The following is a 19,118-nucleotide window of genomic DNA, read 5'->3' as shown; positions in this document are numbered from 1 at the left end:
TCCTGTAAATGAAATAAAAATATGAGCCGCATAGAAAGGATACAAGAAAAATTAAGTGTGTTAAAACCACATTTTCAAGAAATAATAGATGAAAGCTATAAACATGCTAGTCATTATGACGGAATTCACAGCCATATAAAAATAAGAATTGCTGCAGAAACATTACAGGGAAAAAGCCTAATTGCCAATCATCGCACTATTAATAACTTACTTGCCGATGAATTTAATAGCGGCTTACATGCTTTATCTATAGAGATAATATGAAAACAAATAATATTTTAAAAGTAGCCGTTGGAGCTAGCAGCGTAGCACAAAAAGCCTTAAATAGTATAGCGGATAAAAGCTGTGGCATAATTGAGGATAAAATAATTAAAGGTAATTACGTCACTCGCGAAGAATTCGAAAAATTACAAACTTTAGTAATAAAACTAAAAAAAGAATTAACAGAGTTAAGCGGTAAATAATTAATCAACTAGCTTTAGAATTTTCTATTTTTGCTTTTAGCTCTTCTATTTCTTCTTTAGATAATCCTGTGAACTCTATTATTTGCTGAACAGTTTTACCTTGTTTTAGCATCATTTGTATTAATTCTGCTTTACCTTTTTCAAAATTTTCAGGTAAAGCTATTTCCTCGGCATCTTCCATTAATTTTGCTCTTATGTAGGCGTCGTATTCTTCGGGCGTGAGGTTGTGCATTTCAATTACATTATATATGCTTTTTTTCCCTTTATCAATAATAGGTACTTGCTCTACAGGTATAAATTCTATTTCTTTAATTCTAAACCCCTCAGGTAATTCAAGAACTGCATTGATAAATTCCTTTAACCTTTCTAAATCACGAAAGATTTTTTTAAATAAACTATCATTTGTAGGATCTAAATATCTTTGCATATTAATTATTACTTTTTAGTATTACTTATATACTTCTTCAACATGAAGAATTGGTAGTATTAGATATTAATTATCCATAAGAACATTGATTATTCGCTCATCTAAATATTCATTTTCCAACTTTTCAAGTTAAAGAAGTATGTTATATAACTTTTTAAGTAATAAGTAAATAATACTAGAATGTATACTTTTAATAGGTTCTTGCGTGCGGAAAATTAAATTAATCTATTTTTTGACAAAAATTATGTCTTTTGATCGGTTCTGATTGATACTATTGCTGACATGCCGGGGACTAGATTAGCATTTGGGGATTCAAAATCTATTAAAACAGGTACACGTTGTACGATTTTAGTAAAATTACCTGTAGCATTATCGGGTGGGATTAAACTAAATTTAGAACCGGTAGCAGGAGCGATATTACGAATCCTCCCGTAAATTATTTTTTTAGGCAAAGCATCAAATTCAATTTTGACTTTCATGCCGGACTTAAATTTCTTAATTTGCGTTTCTTTAAAATTAGCCTGAATATACATAGTATTATCTTGAACTATAGAAAACAACGCCCTACCCGGTACTATATAATTTCCGACTTCTAAACTACTATTACCGAATACACCGGGTACCATAGCAATAAGTTTAGTATTTTGTAAGCTCCTTAACTTTACTTTTTTGTTTTCCGTTAGCTCTTTAAGTTTTTCCTGTTCTGCTGCTTTTTCAAGCTCAAGAAGTTGTAAATTTTGCTTAGATATATCTAAATCTAACTGTGCTTGTTTATAATCCGTTTTGGCTTTTTGATATGCGTTTTTAGAATCATCTAACGTTTTAGAGCTAGCAAATTTTGCCTTATTTAATTCCTGCACTCTAGTAAAATCTGTTGAAACAATATCAAAGCTTATTTTAGTAAGCTTTAATTTTTCAGACGCTTGCTCTAGGCTAATCTGCCCTATTGAGATTTTCTGCTCTATAATTTCTATATTTTTTATGCAAGCTTCAATAGATGCTTCAAGTGCTGCAAGCTTTGCCTTATAATCTCTATCGTCAATTTCTCCTATCAGATCGCCTTTATTAACTTTAGTATTATCGGTAACAAATAACTTTGTTAAAACACCGCTAACTTCAGCACTAACATTTGAAATATCTGCATCTATGTAAGCATTATCCGTGGATTGTGTATTTGCCCAAACATAAATTCTATATCCCAAATAAATAAATATTATTAAGGCTATAATAATTACATATTTAGTAAATGGATGATGTTTATATTTGTCGATAGCTTGTTGTAATACACTCAGCATAATTAACTTTACCAATACCCTCTATGTTTAAAAAAATAACAAATTGGTATAGAAAGAATATATATCACTGCAATTAACGGCAGTGAATACCATGGATATATGATAAGATTTATAATAACAATAGCAACTAAAATCATTGCAAGCGATAAATATTCAGGTTTAATACTCAAATTTTTTGTTGAGATTGTAGGAAGCCTACTAGCAAGTAGAAAAGCTATAATAGCCAAATATATATTAATTGTTATAGTGTGAGTACGGGTATTGATATTTAATAACGTACCGATTTCAAAATCTATCATTACAGGCGTTAAAGCAAGTAAAGCACCGCATGGGGCAGGTACACCGGTAAAAAAATATTCAGTTTTTTTATCTTGTTTAGGTTGATAAATACCAACGTTAAAGCGAGCTAAACGTAGTGCCATACACACTATAAATAATAGCATTACTGCTGATGAAAATACCTTATATTCATATTGCTGAAAAGACCATAAATATATTAAATAAGCAGGAGCTATACCAAAATTAGCAAAATCGCATAATGAATCAAGCTCTGCACCAAATGGGCTAGCTGCATTTAGCATCCTTGCTATTCTACCATCGATACCGTCAATAATAGCTGCTACTATAATGCAATATACCGCAAGTTCCCATCTGCTATCCAAAGCAAATTTTATAGAACTCATACCGGTTACTAAACCAAGCAACGTAATAAAGTTGGGAATTAATTTTATTAGAGGTACAGGCTTAGTTATTATAGATTTACGAATTTTTAACAATTTTTATACTCCCAAGTGTCATACCATGGCTTGACCACGGTATTTATCCATAAAAACAATAAAAAATACCAGTTTACTGGATCCCGCGATCAAGTCGTTGGGATGACAAGATGGTGGAATCGATCAACACAACAACGCTGGTCAAGCCCACGGTATGATATTTAACTATCTTCTCTCAAACTTAAATTCTGCCGTCTTTTTACGTCCAAAATCAGCAATGATAGTTTCACCACCTATAGCAGTCTGCCCTTTACTCACTAATAAAGCTGTTTTCAACGGTAGATAAACATCTACTCTGCTACCGAAACGAATTATACCGTATCGCTCGCCCGTTTTAACTTCATTACCCTCTTCTAAATCACAAACTATACGCCTTGCTATAAGTCCGGCTATTTGAACAAAAACAATTTTCTGCCCTTGATCAGTTTCCATTAATACTGATTGACGCTCATTATAAATACTAGCTTTATCAAGTGAAGCATTAAAAAACTTTCCGGGATTATAATGAAGTGCTAAAATTTTTCCGTTTGCCGGGATTCTATTAACATGGACATTAAAAATATTTAGAAAAATACTAACTCTAATCATTTCCACATCACCAAGACCTAATTCCGGGGGCGGCAATGCTTCCTTAATTTCTTGAATTATTCCGTCCGCAGGACTTATTACCAGATCATCACTTATAGGCACAAAGCGATCAGGATTACGGAAAAAATAAATACACCAAGCAGTAGCAATAAATCCAATACAGCCAAGTTTTTCATTAAATGATGCTAATAAAAAACTTACTAATGCAAAGCTAGCAATAAATATATATCCTTCGCGGTGAATAATTTTAAATAAATCATTATATTGTTTCATTTTAATCTCTATGAATCTCCTTATTATTTTTAACTATGCCTGCTCTGCTTTATCCTCTTGGTTCTCACTCTCATCTTCATCTTCTTCTTGAGGGGTAGCCTGGGCTTCTTGGGCAGAACCAAGAGCATATACGCATAAATCCGGAAGTGGAACACCGTTTTTTTTGGCAAGATCATTTAGCTGTGATATTGCTTTCATAACCTCATCAGGAATAGTACCGCCTCTTTCGTCAGATAACCATTTTGCTTGAAATTGTAGCGGATGATGCCCTTCTTGAGGCGTACCTATATAAAACTTAAACTTGGCTCTTTGTCCACCAAAATCGCAGTCAAATTCAAACTCTTTATAATGTGCCATAACTTTATGAATTAATAATTATATCAATATTATTATATTCTAACAATAAAAATGCAAATCTAAAATAATTTCTGTCCAAGAGGTTACTGTATCAGTTACTTTAAAGCTAATTAAATGCTTTTTTGCTACAAATTATAAGATTTTCTTGAAATAGGAACTACTATTCTTTCTAAAATCTTATTAATTTTCGCTATAAAATCTCTTTAATTATCAATTAAAATAACTGATACATATAACCTCTAATATTTTTTAAGTTTCTTAGTAATATAACAATTTGAATATATAAATTTATCGGTAGAATCTATAATTATTCCGCCTGCTTCCTTAATAAGAAGCTCAAATGCATAATATAATGTAAAATTTAATAATGATAAACATATTAAATCCGCTTTACCTGATGCTACAAGCGTAGCCCCGTAGCAAGGAGAGCCAAAAGCTCTAATATTATCTACCTCTATCTCCTCCAAATCATTATGATTTACATCTTCAATAATTGCTAAACAGTTTTTTAAATCGACATTATCGGAAACTCTAAGTCTTAATCCTTGATAATTAGAGTTTAAATTATTTTTTTCTATCCAAGCTCCTTTACCTTTTTCAGCATAATAAATTTCATTAAGAGCAGGAAAATATATTACTGTAGAAGTAGGAGTTAAAACTTCTTGATTCCTTTTTAAATAAGTTACGGATATCGCAAAAAAAGGTATGCTTCTGGCGAAATTATTTGGGCTATCTATAGGATTAATTAAAAAGACACTCTCATAATTATTATTTAAATCGAATTGATCCTCTGGAAAAAATAAATATTGTGTATGTTTTTGTAATTCTTCACATAATAAAGTTTTTAATCTTAAATAAGATCGCTTACAAAATTCTTCGTTTCTTACAGAATTTTTTTGCAGCATTTCGAGTTCTAAAAAATCTCTATGCAAAAACTTAACTGCTTTACGCAGGGCATTAATTAATAAATTAGTTATAGGTTGCATTTTATTTTAATAGTTAATTTATTACAGCGTCATACCGTGGATAAATCGGCATTGTTGCATGGATCGAAAAATCTACTCGATGTCATTCCTGCGAAAGCAGGAATCCATTATAAAGCGAGATAAATCGAGCTTTTAGTTTTAAAAACTTGTTATATTTATACGTTTTTTTGGATTCCTGCTTTCGCAGGAATGACATTAAAATTACTTTGCCCTTTCGACATATGTCATATCATCAGTTTTAACAACAATTTTTTCTCCTACTTCTAAATATTGCGGAACCTTAACTTTAATACCGTTTTCTAAAATTGCCGGTTTATAAGAAGCGGTAGCGGTTGCTCCTTTTATTACCGGATCAGTTTCACTAATTTCAAGTATAACAGTTGGAGGAAGCTCAATATTTAAAGGCTTCTCATTATAAAATTCGACTTTAACAATCATATTTTCAGTTAAGAAAGGTAATTTTTCTTCTAAAATTTCCTTGGGAACATTTATTTGTTCAAAATGTTTGGTGTCCATCAATACCAAATCATCACCTTCAAAATATAAAAATTGATAATCTTTTTGTTCAAGTTCGGCTTTTTCTAAATAATCGGAAGAACTGAATCTTTCGTTACGCTTTGTCCCTGTTTTTAAATTTTTCATCTCAACTTGTACATAAGCTCCACCTTTCCCTGGTTGAGTATGTTCCGGTGTTTTGCTTACAACCCATAAATCATTATTATACACTAATATGTTACCTGTTCTAATTGAATTTGCTGAAATTTTCATATATTATACATTTAAGACTTAAAATTAAAGTATAAATATACAAATTATTTCCTTTAAAAACAAGAATTTAATCTTATGACCACAATATTAGTAGTAGATGATATAGAAACCAATATTAAGTTACTGACAGCCAAACTTTTAAAAGAGTATTATACGGTTCTTACTGCAAATAGCGGCAAAGAAGCACTAGCAATTCTTAAAAAAGGAAAAATTGATATTATACTACTTGATGTTATGATGCCGGAAATGGATGGATTTGAGGTATGTAAAACGATAAAAACCGATCCGGAAACTACTCATATACCGGTTGTAATGGTAACTGCACTTTCTGATATTGATGATCGAGTTAAAGGTCTTGAGGCAGGAGCTGATGAGTTTTTAACAAAGCCGATTAACGATACTGCTCTATTTGTAAGACTTAAATCGCTATCTAGAATGAAAAGCTTAATTGATGAGTTAAAGCTTCGTAATAGCACTAATTCATTATTAGGCGTAACAAATATCGAAATGCATGACACTTTTGCAGATAAAAAAATATTACTAATTAATGATGATGTGGTACAAGCTAAAAATATAAAACAAATGTTACTTAAGATTACCCAAAACGTAAAGGTAATAAGTAATTCCGATGAATTAGATATTATAAATGAATATACACCCGATTTAGTAATTATCAGTAGTACGCTCGAAAATGAAGATCCTTTGAGAATCAGTGTTATTTTAAGAGGTAAAGCAGAAATAAGCGGCGTGGTAATAATTTTACAAATTGATGAAGACGGTATGCCTTTAGTTGTGAAAGGTATTGAACTCGGTATTAATGATTATTTCGTTTATCCTATAGAGGAAAGCGAATTACTTGCTAGAATTAGAACACAATTAAGGCGTAAGCAATATCAAGACAATCTACGTAATGATCTTGAACAAAGTGTTAATTTAGCAGCTAAAGACGGCTTAACCGGCTTATTTAATCGTCGCTATTTCGATATACACCTCAAACAAATGATTGAGAAAGCTAATAAAGAAAGTATTAAATTATATTTACTTATGTGCGATATCGACAATTTTAAACACGTAAACGATACTTACGGTCATCAAGCAGGCGATAAGGTTTTAATGATTGTATCCCGTATTTTGAAGAATACTCTCAGAGTAACAGACTTAATAGCAAGATTCGGCGGTGAAGAATTTACTATACTTTTAACGGATATAGATATTTCTAAAGCAATTGAAACTGCGGAGAGAGTTAGAGTTAAACTAGAATATATGGATTTTCACATTGAAGATCAAATTGAACCTTTAAAAAAAACTATTTCAATCGGAGTTACGGAATATAAAAAAGAAGAATCAATAGAATCTTTCATTGAACGTGCTGACAAAGCTATGTATGAAGCTAAAACAACGGGTAAAAATAAAGTAGTAAAATTATAATTGATTTTTTAAAGTAACAAAATAATGAGAACTTCTTCCAAAAAACATCTTGATTTACCATATAGACCAGGAGTCGGCATGATGATATTAAATGCCGATAACCATATATTCGTCGGTAAAAGAATAGATACAAAAATATCTGCATGGCAAATGCCGCAAGGTGGGATAGTTCCCGGCGAAACACCAAGTATTGCAGCAATGCGTGAGATGTTAGAAGAAATAGGAAGCGATAAAGGATATATTATTGCCGAAAGCAAATGCTGGTATAGTTATGATGTACCAAGCTTTTTAATACCTAAATTGTGGAACGGTAATTTTCGTGGACAAAAACAACGCTGGTTTTTAATTAGATTTACCGGAAATAACGAAGATATTAATATAAATACCTCTAATCCGGAATTTGACCAATGGCGTTGGGCATCACTTGACGAACTATTATCTATTATAATTCCTTTCAAACGGAAACTTTATCAAGCCGTGGTAAAAGAATTTGAATCATTAATTCAGTAAAAATTTTATATACACCTCTCATAAATGAAGAGTTGGTAGACGAAGTTTAATTTGGAAAAGAGCAAGGCATCTTGAAGCTGATAAACGCAGCGTACATACTAGTACGTGAGGATTATCAGCAAAAGATAACGTAGCCAATTTTTTAAATTAAACGAGTATACTTAATTATTTAGAGCCTCTTGATCCTCTATTTGACCTAAACATATATTATGTTGATCACTATCATCATGGTAATCAGAATTTATATGTACCTTAATTTTATTAGCCAGGTATCTTACGCCTAATATACTTAATGTTACTGCTGTTGTAATACAGATAAATATAGTACTTGTAGCAGCACTATTTACCTCTCTATCACCTTCAATTAATTCATTTATAGCACTAAATAATGAAGTACCCGTATCATTGCCTAAAGTACATACAGCACATTCATTTGTTCCTCTAGACAATAAACTAATATCTTTATTGCAACTAGATTCAATCATATAATATGTACTATCATTCTTTATTAAGTGATAATTATTATCACCGATTATATGTGCAGTAAATACATTTGCTAGGTTAGATATAGTTATATACTTCTTTAACTTGAAAAGTTGGAAAATGAATATTTAGATGAGCGAATAATCAATGTTCTTATGGATAATTAACATCTAATACTACCAATTCTTCAGGTAAAAGAAGTATATAATAAGATTTAGACCGATTATGATGACTACCCTAGCTGCATTAATGGGAGCTATGCCTATTGCTCTTGGAGTCGGAGCAACGGGAGCAGAGAGAAGATCGTTAGGACTTGCCGTAGTTGGCGGTCTACTCACATCACAATTACTTACTCTTTATATTACACCGATAATTTTCCTATATTTAGAAGCAGCTAAGAGATGGTTAAAAAATAGCAATTACAAAGCTGAAATTTAGAAGCTATCCGGAATTAAATTGGAAAGATTAACATTGTTGTATGGCTCGAAAAACCCGTTCGGTGTCATACCGTGGCTTGACCGGTCTTGTCGCATGGCTCAGTTTTTCGTCATTGCGAGAAAGCATTGTTGCGTGGTTCAATTTTACCTCTGTCATCCCACGGCTTGATCGCGGGTTCCAGTTAAAAATACTAAAATTATTAGTATTTTTTATTGTTTTTATGGACCAAGTGGTCAAGCCACAGGGTGACACCGTAGGTTTTACCAGTCCACACAACAATGCCTCCTCGCAATGATGATTTGGTAGCCATGCAACAAGGCTAGCATTTTACAGGAATGATATATTATATCGAACAAGCATTACTGCTGTTATCATCATCTTCACGGATAAATTTTTGCTTTACTTTAGAATTATTATTATACGGCTTACTATTTTTTACCGGTGGATAATTTACAGGTTCATAATTTGTAACGGGCGGTGCATAATTTTGGTTTACCGTAGCATTTGGACAAGTATATTTTGATATATCACGCTTAGTTTCTCTAAGCATTGCTTTTATCTGATTTAATTCCTCTTGCATCTTTTTTTCTTTATCGCTATCGTCTTTTCTAACTTTTTTATTCGCTCTATTTAAAGTCATATCGTCGTCGGATTCAGCGAAGCCTGATTCTGCTTTTTGCCTTGCTATATCCCTTTTAATCATCTTAAGATACATTTCACGATTTCTCTTTACAGGATCGATGCTTTCTCCTCTTAAAGGACTATCACTATCATAGTCATCATCATCGTCGTTATCATAATCAAGATTATCTTCTACTATATTCTTTTTAGCCAAAGTAATATATTTATTATTATATACAGGTTTTCTTTTGCCGCCTTTAGCACCTTTACTATCAACCAATCTATTATTTGCGGATCTTTGAAAATAGCTTCTAAAATTATCGGTACAAGCCGAAAGTAAAAACATTCCTAAAAATAATATTATAATTTTTTTTAACATATATTTATATTATTCCAAAACTTTTATTATGATTAATGCCACATAATAGCTAAACTTGCAAGGATAAAGCACTAAAGTTCTGTGTGCTTAATTAAATTATTGTTATTCTGAGGTATTTTTGGTCTTGTTGTATGTTTCCCATCACGTCATTGCGAGGGGGCATTGTTGCATGAATCGTTTTATGTCATTCCCGCGTGGCCTTGTTGCGTGGACCTGCTTTTCCGTCATTGCGAGAAGAATTACGTAGTAATTCGACGAAGCAATCCAGTAAAAAATTCTGATTTACAGAATTTTTTTATTATTTTTTCTGGATTGCCGCGTCGCTTTGCTCCTCGCAATGACGATTAGATATCCACGCAACAAGGCCTTCCCGCGTGGATCGGAAAACACTTTCAGTGTCATACCGTGGCTTGTCCAAGGTATCCAGTAAAACAACTAAAAATACTAATATTTTTAATTGGACCCCGTGGTCAAGCCACGGGGTGACAAATCACTCTTTCTATTAAATCACTTAATAACACCTGCCCTTCTTTTCTTCTTTTTAATAAATTTTGTGAAGCATCCTCTAATATCTTAGGATTATTTATCAAATCGAGTATTTTATCTGCTAATTTTCCTGCAGAGATATTACTCTGCTCTAAACACCATCCGGCTTTTTTATCTGCAAGCAATTTTGCATTATAATATTGATGATTATCCACAGCACTAGGCAGTGGAATAAAGATTGCCGGCAACCCTATATAGCTCAATTCTTCTATAGTAGATGCTCCTGCTCTTGAAATCACTAAATCAGTTTCTTTATATTTTAATGCCATATTATCAAAGAATTCGGCAAATTCATAATTAATGTTTAATTTAGAGTATATATCTTTTATTTTTACTTGATCATCTAATGCTGCTTGCTGGATTATATTTAATTTAAGATTTGGCTGTTTTTGCATTAAAATTTGAATACTTGCAGGTATCAGCTCTGAAAATAGCTTAGCTCCTTGACTACCGCCAAAGATGAATATAGTAAAAAGCTTGTCATTCCGTGGCTTGACCACGGAATCCAGTCTTTTTTTTATTTTTTTGGACCCCGTGGTCAAGCCACGGGGTAACACTGAGTACACTACAGAATCCAACTCCCTAATATTCCTTCTAACTACCCCACCGGTAACTACTATTTTACTTTTTGCAAATTCCGGTAAATTTTTTACGTCTTCATAAGAAATAGCTATCTTTTTAGCAAAGCTTGCAAAAAATTTATTAACTTTTCCAAGGTAAGAATTCTGTTCATGAATTATAATCGGTACTCTTAAAAAAATTGCCGCAAACATTGGAGCTATAACAGGATAACCGCCAAATCCTATAATAGCTGAAGACCTGATATTATATAATAATTTAATAGCTTTTAAGATTGCAATTGATAAGTTTGGTAAAAATAAAAAAATATTATCTGAGCGTTTTAAATCTAAGATATGAAAAATGAACCCCATATTCTGATTTATATATTTTTGGCATCTTAAATCAGTAATAAAATGAACTTCATAGCCACGCTTGATTAATTCTTCTCCAAGAGCAACAGCCGGAAAAAAATGCCCGCCCGTACCACCTGCTACTAAAATTATTTTTTTCATATTTCAATATTACGAATTTTGTACGAATTTAAAGGTGTTCTGTGTCTTGTAAAGCCAAGAAGCATACCGGTAGCGATAGCTATTGCAAGCGTTGAAGAACCACCGTAACTAATAAACGGTAATGTCATACCTTTAGTAGGAAGTAAATGCAAGGTCACACCCATATTAATTATTGCCTGAAGCCCTAATTGTGCAATTATACCGCTAGCAGCGAATTGTACAAATTTATCTGTTTCGTTTAATAACTTAATAAGACTTCTTAATACTATAAAAGCAAATATACCTATAACAATAAGGCAAATAATAGCACCAAATTCCTCACCTGCTACGGCAAAAATAAAATCCGTATGCGAATCGGGTAGTACCTGCTTTACTGCTCCCTCCCCTGGACCGCGTCCATATAAACCGCCATGCTCAAAAGCCTTAAGAGACTTACTAACTTGATAATTCTCGCTACTATCAGGATCTAAAAATGAATTAATTCTTTGCGTTACGTGAGGTAACCAAAAATAAGCAATAGTTACTCCTATCATGCCTAAAAAACCGGCTAGCACAATCCAAAATATCGGCATACCCGCAATAAACAGCTGAATACCGAAAACTGCCGTAATCATTACAAGCATTCCAAAATCCGGCTGAATAATTAAGAGAATAGCAACAATAGAATAAAGTATTACACAAATCGTAAAACTTGGAAAATCATCATTAAATTTTAGCGATAATATCCAGCCCGTAACAACTGCAAAAAACGGTTTGATAAATTCCGAAGGCTGAATAGATAGACCTAAAATATTAATCCATCGCACTGCCCCTTTTACTTCATAACCAAAAAATTTAACTGCTATTAATAAAACTATACTAGCAATAAACCCAACTATTGCAAAACGCCTTAACCATTTTTTATTAAGACATGAAACTAATAATATAAGCCCTGAAGCGGCAGCTAAATAAAACATTTGTCTAGATGCAAAATAACTTTCCTCAAGCCCTATTCTACTTGCTACTACTGAACCTGAGGTAGTAACAAGCATTAGACTAAAAGCAAATAAGATAATTAAAGAAATTATTATTTGCCTATCGGTACTCCGCCACCATAATTTTATAAAATTATTAGATATTTCGTTATTCATGACTATATTTATGTTATCGCATGGATTGGAAAACGTGCTCGATGTCATACCGTGGTCAAGCCACGGGGTGACAGTATACTACACAACCTCATAAACAACTCGCCACGCTCTTCAAAATTTTTAAACTGATCATATGAGCTACAACTAGGTGCTAACAAGATATTTTTCACCTCCGCGTTATCACCCACTGCATCCTTATAAGCCAGATCAAAAGCCTGCTCAAGATTATCACATATTACAAAATATACTATATTCTTAGCAGTATTTGCAAATATTTCTTTAGCTTGACCATAAAAATAAGCTTTCTTAATTTTACTGAAATAAGGCTTTATTTCCTCAATACCGCCCTCTTTAGGGATTCCTCCCGCAAGCCAGTAAATATTATCTAGTGCTTTAATTGATTGCACGGCAGATATGGCATTTGTTGCTTTACTATCATTATAAAAACTTATATTATTTATACTACCTATATATTGCATTCTATGAGGTAAACTTTGAAAACTACTTATAGACTCAAGTATTTTTTTAGACTCTATTCCTATTATTTTAGCTACTGTATAGCTTGCAGCGATATTCTCATAATTATGAGTTCCTTGCAAATGTTTATTAAACGATAATTCATAACTTATATCATTATCGTTAATTTTATCATCAACTACCGAAATGCCGTTTTCAAGAATTTTAGTAACCGAAAAAGGAATTAGTTTTATACGCTGCTCTTGCTGCAATGTCATAAAAATTTCACGGCAATAATCATTATCAATATTAATTACTGCATAACTATCTTTATCCATTCTATCAAAAATCTTAGATTTTGCTGCAATATAACCGGTCATGTCTTGATGTCTATCCAAATGGTCGGGAGTTATATTAAGAAGCACGGCTATTTTAGCTGTAAAGGTTTTTACTAGATCTAGCTGAAAAGAAGACAATTCAAGTATATATCCATCCTTACTTGCTTTAGCTTGCAAAGCAGGAACTCCAATATTACCGGCAACCGGATAGTCTAAACCGTTACTATTTAAGATATGGCTTATTAAAGCAGTAGTAGTACTTTTACCGTTTGTACCGGTTACGGCGATAAAGTTTAAATTTTTTGATTTTTCAAATAATAAATCTATATCGGAAATGATTGAAATATTAAAATTTTTTGCAATACCTACTATCTTATGCGTTAAAGGAATTCCAGGGCTTAAGACAATTTTATCTAAATTTTGCCATCTTGAATCAGATAAAGCAGCAATTGAGTTGTTGGTATATAATTCTTCAAATATATCTCTATTTGCTTTTAGATCATCATAAACAATTACGTCACATTTACCTTGCAGCTCTTCATAAACCGACATACCGGTTTTACCAAGCCCAAAAACACCTATTTTTTGTTTTGTATGAGAATTCATGATTTTGTAATTGAAAGGTGGTTGTCATCCTAGCTCACTTGTAGCGGGATCCAACTTAAAATACTAGCATTATGAGTATTTTAGATTATTTTAATGGATCCCGTGGTCAAGCCACGAGATGACATTATATGCTTTACTGGATTCCCGCTTTCGCGGGAATGACATAGAAAAACCTTAGTTTATCTCTTGCATTAAAGCTTGTTCACCTTCATTAAATTCACCCTGTCCTTTTATATTATTATAGGTCGATTTACTATTCCCGGGATCAGGCAAATAATAATGAGGCGGAACTTCTAGTGCTTTAGCACGCTGTACTTGATACTCATTAGGTCCGGCTGTTGATATACCTACGGTTTCTTTTAACTTTTTACTACAAGCAGAAGTAATTAATATGACAGTAACTAATAAAAAAATCTTTTTCACTTAATACACCTTTAATTAAAATTATATTTTATTAGACCTCTTGCATAACCTCCTTCTAAAGGTAATTTGTACGTCAATCCGGTACTCGCATCCTCACGTATGTCTATATGCGCTGCGGTGCTGCGTTCCGTGTTTCCTTCAAATTCCTCTTTATAAGATAGGTTATGCGAGAGGTCTATTGTCACCGTTATGACCGGTGTTACGAATTTTTTCAGCCATAGCTTCAATTTGAGCATTATCATAATTCCCTTTAGCCTTTTCTTCAATAACTTTTTTAGTACTATCATAATCTTCTATTAAGATAATTACTCCTATTGTAATAAAGCAATCAGCTAAATTAAATACGGGGAAGCTATAATTCTGATAATGAAAATGGATGAAGTCAAAAACTGCTCCTCTAAAAAATCTATCAATTAGATTACCAACAGCTCCGCCGATTACAAAGCTATAACCTGCAAAACTCCCTATTGTTTTTGAACGTATCATCAAATAATATAAATAACAGACAATAAGCGTGTTAGTTATTAAAAAAACAGCATTGCTATATTGATAATATTCACGCATTAGACCAAAACTAATACCGTAATTCCAAGTATAAACCATATTTAAGAAAGAAGTAACCTTGAGCATTAAGCCTGGTTTCCATCTCAAATTATCAATAAACCACCATTTACTTAACTGATCAATAATCACTAAGGTTATTATTATACGACTACTACGAGCAAATGTTATATATAGTTTTTTTAGGAGTAGGAACATAGATGTTTTGTAAATGAGTAATGAATAGATGGCCCTTATGTCATTCCCGCTTTTGCGGGAATGACATAGATGCCTAGTAATAAACGATACTACAAAGAAGTTTCAACTGCTTTACCGACTTGCAATTCCTTATCAAGCTTAACATTTAAAGTTTTTATTTCTTTTTTAAATTGTTTAAATTTCTCTAAATTTTTTCCGTTTAATTCTACACCCGGTGTTGTTTTAACCGACATAGGATTAACATGTTTGCCGTCAATTTTAACTTCATAATGCAAATGTGGACCTGTAGCTCTGCCGGTACTCCCGACATATGCTATAACCTGCCCCTGTTTTACTATGCTTCCCACTTTTAAATTTTTTGCAAAATTTGAAGCATGAGCATAAGCAGTAGATAGCGTACCACTATGTTTTACCTGAATAAATTTTCCATAACCCGACTTCCAACCTATCTCCGTTATAACTCCGTTTCCTGCGGAATATATAGGCGTACCGGTTGGAGCTGCAAAGTCAACTCCTTTATGCATTTTAGTATAACCGAGTATCGGATGCTTTCTATTACCGTAATGTGAAGAAACTTTTATAACTTTTAGCGGAGTTTTAAGTAAGCTTCTTTTTACGCTTTTACCGTCTTCGGAAAAAAATGCATGATTATTTGCATTATTGTCATGAGAATAACGATATATATTATATTCTTTCCCTGAAAGATTTAATGAAACATATAGAATTTTACCGTGGTGAGAAAATTTACCGTCTTCCGTTACGTATTTTTCCGTTATTACGGTTGCGGTATCACCGCTTTTTATTTGACGCTGAAAATCGATTTGATAAGCATAAGCATTAATCAGCTCTATTATACTATTATTCGATAAACCTAGTTTTTTAAGGGCTGACATAAAATTTGATTCAATACTGACCGACGATTTAGCAACTTTTTTACTTAAAGGTATTACAATTTCTTCAACTTTAAAATTATCACCTTCTCTAATTACTTCAATAGTTTTTAGCTTATCGATAATTATAACGATTTTATTTAAGAATGTTACCTCTGAAGTTAAATCTTCATCTTCGTTTTCGGTAATTTTTGTTTCATATTCAAAAGTAATCTGCTGCCCTATTTTAAGAGCAGAAGATAATTTTCCCTCTTTTATTAAACTTACAATTTTTTCTATTTCATTTTTAGGGATATGTTGTTCTATCAAAATTGACTTTATAGTATCGCCTTTTTTTACTACTACTTCTTTAAATGAAATTGTTTCTTCTTCACTACTATCAGGTTGTACTAAAGTTATGGATAAAGTATCGTTAACATAATTATTAACGGCAAAAGAGACAAAAACAACTAATGCTATAAATAATAATAAGGAGGAAAAGGTGAGAATTTTCCTGAGACGTGCACTAATAAAAGATGATGGTAATATGCCATTAAAATCATAAGATAGTGCTGTATCATTCATTAAAATTGCTCTGAAGATTATTTGAATCAATTTTTCATTACTAATAATAATATGAACTATATACAAACAAATTACAATAGAAAATTGTAAAATTTTGTTTTATTTCTGTTTTATTAGTTTTTTATTGATTAAAATTAAATTTTTTATATAAGTTAATTTTCATTAACTTATATAGAGAAAGATTATGCCTAGACTTTTCCTATTTCTATTAATTTTTATAAATCTTATGTCCTGCTCATCTAACCACAATGCTGTCAAATTGCCCAAAATAGAATATTATGAGAATATTTCTTTAAATAAAAACTGTCCTATAAATAGTAAAATAGTTCTAGTAGGCGGTTGTTTTGATTTATTACATTACGGTCATATAGAATTTCTACGCAAAGCTAAAAAACAAGGTCAATACTTAATCGTTGCTTGAGAGCCGGATGAAACAATTATTAAATATAAAAAACGTCAACCTATTCATAATCAATTACAACGAGCAAAAATTTTAAGTTCTTTCACATTTGTTGATAAAGTACTTATATTACCTAAACTAAAAGATTTTAATGATTACGCTCGGTTAGTGCAAAATATTTGTCCTTCTGTAATCGCTGTAACAAAGCACGATCCTCAGTTAATAAATAAACAAATTCAAGCAAAATTAATAAATGCGAAAGTAATAGAAGTTATTGACTTACTGCAACATCCTAATATAGGCACACTTTCTAGCTCAAATATTATTAAAAATATGTAGTTTTTACAAAAATTTATCGATTTTTACTTTAATAAAACTGTATATACATTTATATTATATATAGAAATAACTTTTATATGTGCTATGAAAAATATTATTAGACATCTTTCCAAACCAGCTTATAGAGAGGAATTTAAAGGAGACACTGCACCTCGCACCGCAGCATACATAAGCAATCATGCAGATGCGAATCTAGGCTCGATGTATAAATTACCTCTAGAAGCGAAGTTTTGGAAGATGTCTATTGCTTTAATTTGTTTTTTGATTGTTAGTAGTAATTGCTTTGCCTCCGAGCCGTTACCTTGGCAAGTAACGTTCCAGCCGCCGGCAAGCCCGATTATGGAGGAATTACATCATTTTCATAATTTTCTGCTTTATATCTCAACAGCTATTGTTTTATTCGTTGCCGGATTACTTGGCTTTGTATGTATCAGATTTAATGCAAAAAATAATCCAGTACCGGCAAAATTTTCACATAATGTTTTAATAGAAATAATTTGGACTGTAATACCTATAATAATTTTAGTTATTATTGCAGTGCCGTCTTTTAGAATATTGCGTCATGCCGAAAAAATACCCGAAACGGATTTAACTATTAAAGTAGTAGGGTATCAATGGTATTGGCATTATATATATCCTGATCATGATAATTTAGAATTTGATAGCGTAATGATCTCTGATGAGAATCTAAAACCTGACCAGAAAAGATTATTAGATGTTGATAATCGTATTGTTATACCTGAAAATGCTACCGTAAGGTTTCTCATTACCGCAGGTGACGTAATACATAGCTTTGCCGTTCCGTCGCTTGGGTTTAAAATAGATGCCGTGCCTGGAAGAATTAACGAAACATGGACAAGAGTTGCCAAGAAAGGTGTATATTACGGACAATGCTCGGAGCTTTGCGGCATTAATCACGGCTTCATGCCGATTGCTATAGAAGTAGTAAGCAAAGAGGATTTCGACAATTGGATTGCAAGCAAGAACAAGACGGCCATGAATGGCGAGAATCCAAAATTAGCGGCTAACTAATTATATGATAATGAGTGAGGAAGAATATAGAAATCAACCGGATGTACTTAATGACCCTGAATGGAAAAAAGCTTTTTTTTATATTTTGTATGTGGGACATTGTGCAGATTACGATGAGGGAATGGCTTATATTGAAGAAAAATTAAAAAATACTGAAGAAAATTGTCACAAGCTGCAACTTGTCAAGCTTTAGGTATTTTAGTACGTAGATTTTATAATATTAAAGAGGATTTAATATTACCATTATTATTTGAAAACTTGAAAAGCAATAATAAACGTGTTTATGGTGAAACTTTTAGTTTATTGAAAGATATTAAAGGTTATGTACCAAGACTAAAAAGAAAAATTTACTTAGCATATGTTAAAAATGGATTTGATTTTTTTACTGGTAAAAAATTAAAAATATTTACCGATAAAGGTTTAATCTATTCTTTAAATAATGAGGAAGAAAAAATAGAGTTTATTTTAAGTTTTTGTCAGAATTCTAAAAATTATCAAGAATCTTTAGAAGTTTGTTTATATTTTCTTAAGAAGAATGAAAGTGAGGAAATAAATATAGCAGCTTTTAAAGGACTTACCTATATAGTCTTTAGGTTCAGAAAAATAGAGTTTAAGACCGTGTTACCTTTTATCAGAAAATATTTGAGTTATTCTAGGGAATGGAAACAAAATGTGAATATCTATATGCTGAATCACTTTTGCAGGATATAGCAATTGTAATACCGAAATTACGTATAAAAGCAATTACATTTTTAAAAAAATATTCTTA

The 19,118-nt window shown here is 31.9% G+C and carries 26 protein-coding genes and 1 pseudogene; 11 read left to right on the top strand and 16 right to left on the bottom strand.

Going from position 1 to position 19,118, the window contains the following annotated elements:
• Nucleotides 1–21: 21 nt before the first annotated feature.
• Both AC5584_RS02370 and AC5584_RS02365 read left to right on the top strand, forming a co-directional pair.
• Nucleotides 22–264 carry a BolA family protein gene (locus tag AC5584_RS02370; RefSeq protein WP_499216722.1) on the top strand — a complete coding sequence of 81 codons (243 nt, stop codon included), beginning with the start codon at nt 22–24 and terminating at the stop codon, nt 262–264.
• Nucleotides 261–464 carry a hypothetical protein gene (locus tag AC5584_RS02365; protein ID WP_410527152.1) on the top strand — a complete coding sequence of 68 codons (204 nt, stop codon included), beginning with the start codon at nt 261–263 and terminating at the stop codon, nt 462–464. Before AC5584_RS02370 ends, AC5584_RS02365 begins: the two co-directional genes overlap by 4 nt.
• Nucleotides 465–468: 4 nt before the next feature.
• Here AC5584_RS02365 and AC5584_RS02360 read toward each other — a convergent pair whose 3' ends face one another.
• From AC5584_RS02360 to AC5584_RS02350, 3 genes are all read right to left on the bottom strand, one after another.
• Nucleotides 469–891 (bottom strand): nuclease/transposase family protein, encoded by a 423-nt coding sequence (locus tag AC5584_RS02360; protein ID WP_499217106.1) that lies wholly within the window; start codon nt 889–891, stop codon nt 469–471.
• 242 nt (nt 892–1,133) lie between these two features.
• Nucleotides 1,134–2,186: an HlyD family secretion protein gene (locus tag AC5584_RS02355; RefSeq protein ID WP_499216915.1), complete on the bottom strand. Its 1,053-nt coding sequence runs from the start codon at nt 2,184–2,186 to the stop codon at nt 1,134–1,136.
• Nucleotides 2,187–2,194: 8 nt separating this feature from the next.
• A complete protein-coding gene (locus tag AC5584_RS02350) occupies nt 2,195–2,962 on the bottom strand; it encodes a CDP-alcohol phosphatidyltransferase family protein (protein WP_008580317.1) in 768 nt (255 codons plus the stop codon).
• A 15-nt stretch (nt 2,963–2,977) separates the two neighbouring features.
• On the opposite strand from AC5584_RS02350, the gene AC5584_RS02345 reads away from it, so the two are divergent.
• Complete coding sequence (locus AC5584_RS02345; RefSeq protein WP_499216721.1) at nt 2,978–3,127, top strand: hypothetical protein; 150 nt, start codon at nt 2,978–2,980, stop codon at nt 3,125–3,127.
• On the opposite strand, the gene AC5584_RS02340 is transcribed toward AC5584_RS02345, so the two are convergent.
• From AC5584_RS02340 to efp, 4 genes are all read right to left on the bottom strand, one after another.
• Nucleotides 3,128–3,823, bottom strand: a complete 696-nt coding sequence (locus AC5584_RS02340; RefSeq protein ID WP_499216720.1) for a phosphatidylserine decarboxylase — start codon at nt 3,821–3,823, stop codon at nt 3,128–3,130.
• Nucleotides 3,824–3,856: 33 nt separating this feature from the next.
• Nucleotides 3,857–4,180: a DUF2610 domain-containing protein gene (locus AC5584_RS02335; RefSeq protein WP_410527155.1), complete on the bottom strand. Its 324-nt coding sequence runs from the start codon at nt 4,178–4,180 to the stop codon at nt 3,857–3,859.
• 239 nt (nt 4,181–4,419) lie between these two features.
• Nucleotides 4,420–5,166, bottom strand: coding sequence for an inositol monophosphatase family protein (locus AC5584_RS02330; protein WP_499216719.1), 747 nt, complete (start codon nt 5,164–5,166; stop codon nt 4,420–4,422).
• A gap of 201 nt (nt 5,167–5,367) precedes the next feature.
• Nucleotides 5,368–5,934: an elongation factor P gene (efp, locus tag AC5584_RS02325; RefSeq protein ID WP_499162142.1), complete on the bottom strand. Its 567-nt coding sequence runs from the start codon at nt 5,932–5,934 to the stop codon at nt 5,368–5,370.
• 75 nt (nt 5,935–6,009) lie between these two features.
• Between efp and AC5584_RS02320 the strand changes: the two genes are divergently transcribed.
• Nucleotides 6,010–7,362: a PleD family two-component system response regulator gene (locus AC5584_RS02320; protein ID WP_499216718.1), complete on the top strand. Its 1,353-nt coding sequence runs from the start codon at nt 6,010–6,012 to the stop codon at nt 7,360–7,362.
• A gap of 24 nt (nt 7,363–7,386) precedes the next feature.
• Entirely contained in the window at nt 7,387–7,872 is a 486-nt protein-coding gene (locus AC5584_RS02315; protein WP_499216717.1) for an RNA pyrophosphohydrolase, read from the top strand.
• Between the two features lie 161 nt (nt 7,873–8,033).
• Here the strand turns inward: AC5584_RS02315 and AC5584_RS02310 are convergent, their stop codons facing one another.
• Nucleotides 8,034–8,357, bottom strand: coding sequence for a hypothetical protein (locus AC5584_RS02310; RefSeq protein WP_499216716.1), 324 nt, complete (start codon nt 8,355–8,357; stop codon nt 8,034–8,036).
• A gap of 223 nt (nt 8,358–8,580) precedes the next feature.
• Here AC5584_RS02310 and AC5584_RS02305 point away from each other — a divergent pair, with 223 nt between their 5' ends.
• Complete coding sequence (locus AC5584_RS02305) at nt 8,581–8,793, top strand: efflux RND transporter permease subunit (RefSeq protein ID WP_499216715.1); 213 nt, start codon at nt 8,581–8,583, stop codon at nt 8,791–8,793.
• Between the two features lie 27 nt (nt 8,794–8,820).
• Here the strand turns inward: AC5584_RS02305 and AC5584_RS02300 are convergent, their stop codons facing one another.
• Complete coding sequence (locus AC5584_RS02300; protein WP_499216714.1) at nt 8,821–9,072, bottom strand: hypothetical protein; 252 nt, start codon at nt 9,070–9,072, stop codon at nt 8,821–8,823.
• Nucleotides 9,073–9,136: 64 nt separating this feature from the next.
• Nucleotides 9,137–9,793: a hypothetical protein gene (locus tag AC5584_RS02295; RefSeq protein ID WP_499216713.1), complete on the bottom strand. Its 657-nt coding sequence runs from the start codon at nt 9,791–9,793 to the stop codon at nt 9,137–9,139.
• A 395-nt stretch (nt 9,794–10,188) separates the two neighbouring features.
• On the opposite strand from AC5584_RS02295, the gene AC5584_RS02290 reads away from it, so the two are divergent.
• Nucleotides 10,189–10,299, top strand: a complete 111-nt coding sequence (locus tag AC5584_RS02290) for a proline/betaine transporter (RefSeq protein WP_499216712.1) — start codon at nt 10,189–10,191, stop codon at nt 10,297–10,299.
• Here the strand turns inward: AC5584_RS02290 and murG are convergent.
• From murG to AC5584_RS02260, 6 genes are all read right to left on the bottom strand, one after another.
• The gene (gene murG / locus AC5584_RS02285) at nt 10,264–11,412 is read right to left on the bottom strand and encodes an undecaprenyldiphospho-muramoylpentapeptide beta-N-acetylglucosaminyltransferase (RefSeq protein WP_499216711.1); all 1,149 of its coding nucleotides are present in this window, start codon (nt 11,410–11,412) and stop codon (nt 10,264–10,266) included. The genes AC5584_RS02290 and murG overlap by 36 nt on opposite strands.
• Nucleotides 11,409–12,542 carry a putative lipid II flippase FtsW gene (gene ftsW, locus AC5584_RS02280; protein WP_499216914.1) on the bottom strand — a complete coding sequence of 378 codons (1,134 nt, stop codon included), beginning with the start codon at nt 12,540–12,542 and terminating at the stop codon, nt 11,409–11,411. Before ftsW ends, murG begins: the two co-directional genes overlap by 4 nt.
• Nucleotides 12,543–12,586: 44 nt before the next feature.
• Nucleotides 12,587–13,942 (bottom strand): UDP-N-acetylmuramoyl-L-alanine--D-glutamate ligase, encoded by a 1,356-nt coding sequence (gene murD / locus AC5584_RS02275; protein ID WP_499216710.1) that lies wholly within the window; start codon nt 13,940–13,942, stop codon nt 12,587–12,589.
• Between the two features lie 174 nt (nt 13,943–14,116).
• Nucleotides 14,117–14,365 carry a DUF3035 domain-containing protein gene (locus AC5584_RS02270; RefSeq protein ID WP_499216709.1) on the bottom strand — a complete coding sequence of 83 codons (249 nt, stop codon included), beginning with the start codon at nt 14,363–14,365 and terminating at the stop codon, nt 14,117–14,119.
• 162 nt (nt 14,366–14,527) lie between these two features.
• Nucleotides 14,528–15,124, bottom strand: a complete 597-nt coding sequence (gene lspA, locus AC5584_RS02265) for a signal peptidase II (protein WP_499216708.1) — start codon at nt 15,122–15,124, stop codon at nt 14,528–14,530.
• Nucleotides 15,125–15,213: 89 nt separating this feature from the next.
• The gene (locus AC5584_RS02260; protein ID WP_499216707.1) at nt 15,214–16,578 is read right to left on the bottom strand and encodes a M23 family metallopeptidase; all 1,365 of its coding nucleotides are present in this window, start codon (nt 16,576–16,578) and stop codon (nt 15,214–15,216) included.
• Between the two features lie 226 nt (nt 16,579–16,804).
• On the opposite strand from AC5584_RS02260, the pseudogene AC5584_RS02255 reads away from it, so the two are divergent.
• From AC5584_RS02255 to AC5584_RS02240, 4 genes and pseudogenes are all read left to right on the top strand, one after another.
• Nucleotides 16,805–17,317: pseudogene (locus tag AC5584_RS02255) on the top strand (FAD synthase family protein).
• 84 nt (nt 17,318–17,401) lie between these two features.
• Nucleotides 17,402–18,349 carry a cytochrome c oxidase subunit II gene (coxB, locus tag AC5584_RS02250; RefSeq protein ID WP_499216706.1) on the top strand — a complete coding sequence of 316 codons (948 nt, stop codon included), beginning with the start codon at nt 17,402–17,404 and terminating at the stop codon, nt 18,347–18,349.
• A gap of 10 nt (nt 18,350–18,359) precedes the next feature.
• On the top strand, nt 18,360–18,542 hold the full coding sequence (locus AC5584_RS02245; protein WP_499216705.1) for a hypothetical protein: 183 nt from the start codon (nt 18,360–18,362) through the stop codon (nt 18,540–18,542).
• Nucleotides 18,512–19,060: a hypothetical protein gene (locus AC5584_RS02240; protein WP_499216704.1), complete on the top strand. Its 549-nt coding sequence runs from the start codon at nt 18,512–18,514 to the stop codon at nt 19,058–19,060. The genes AC5584_RS02245 and AC5584_RS02240 overlap by 31 nt, the downstream gene beginning before the upstream one ends.
• Nucleotides 19,061–19,118 lie beyond the last annotated feature (58 nt).

Origin of the sequence: Rickettsia endosymbiont of Villa modesta, from assembly GCF_964026485.1 — a bacterium.
GTDB lineage: Bacteria > Pseudomonadota > Alphaproteobacteria > Rickettsiales > Rickettsiaceae > Rickettsia > Rickettsia asembonensis.
The sequence above is the reverse complement of the archived record's forward strand: the minus strand, read 5'-3'. Positions and strand labels throughout refer to the sequence as shown.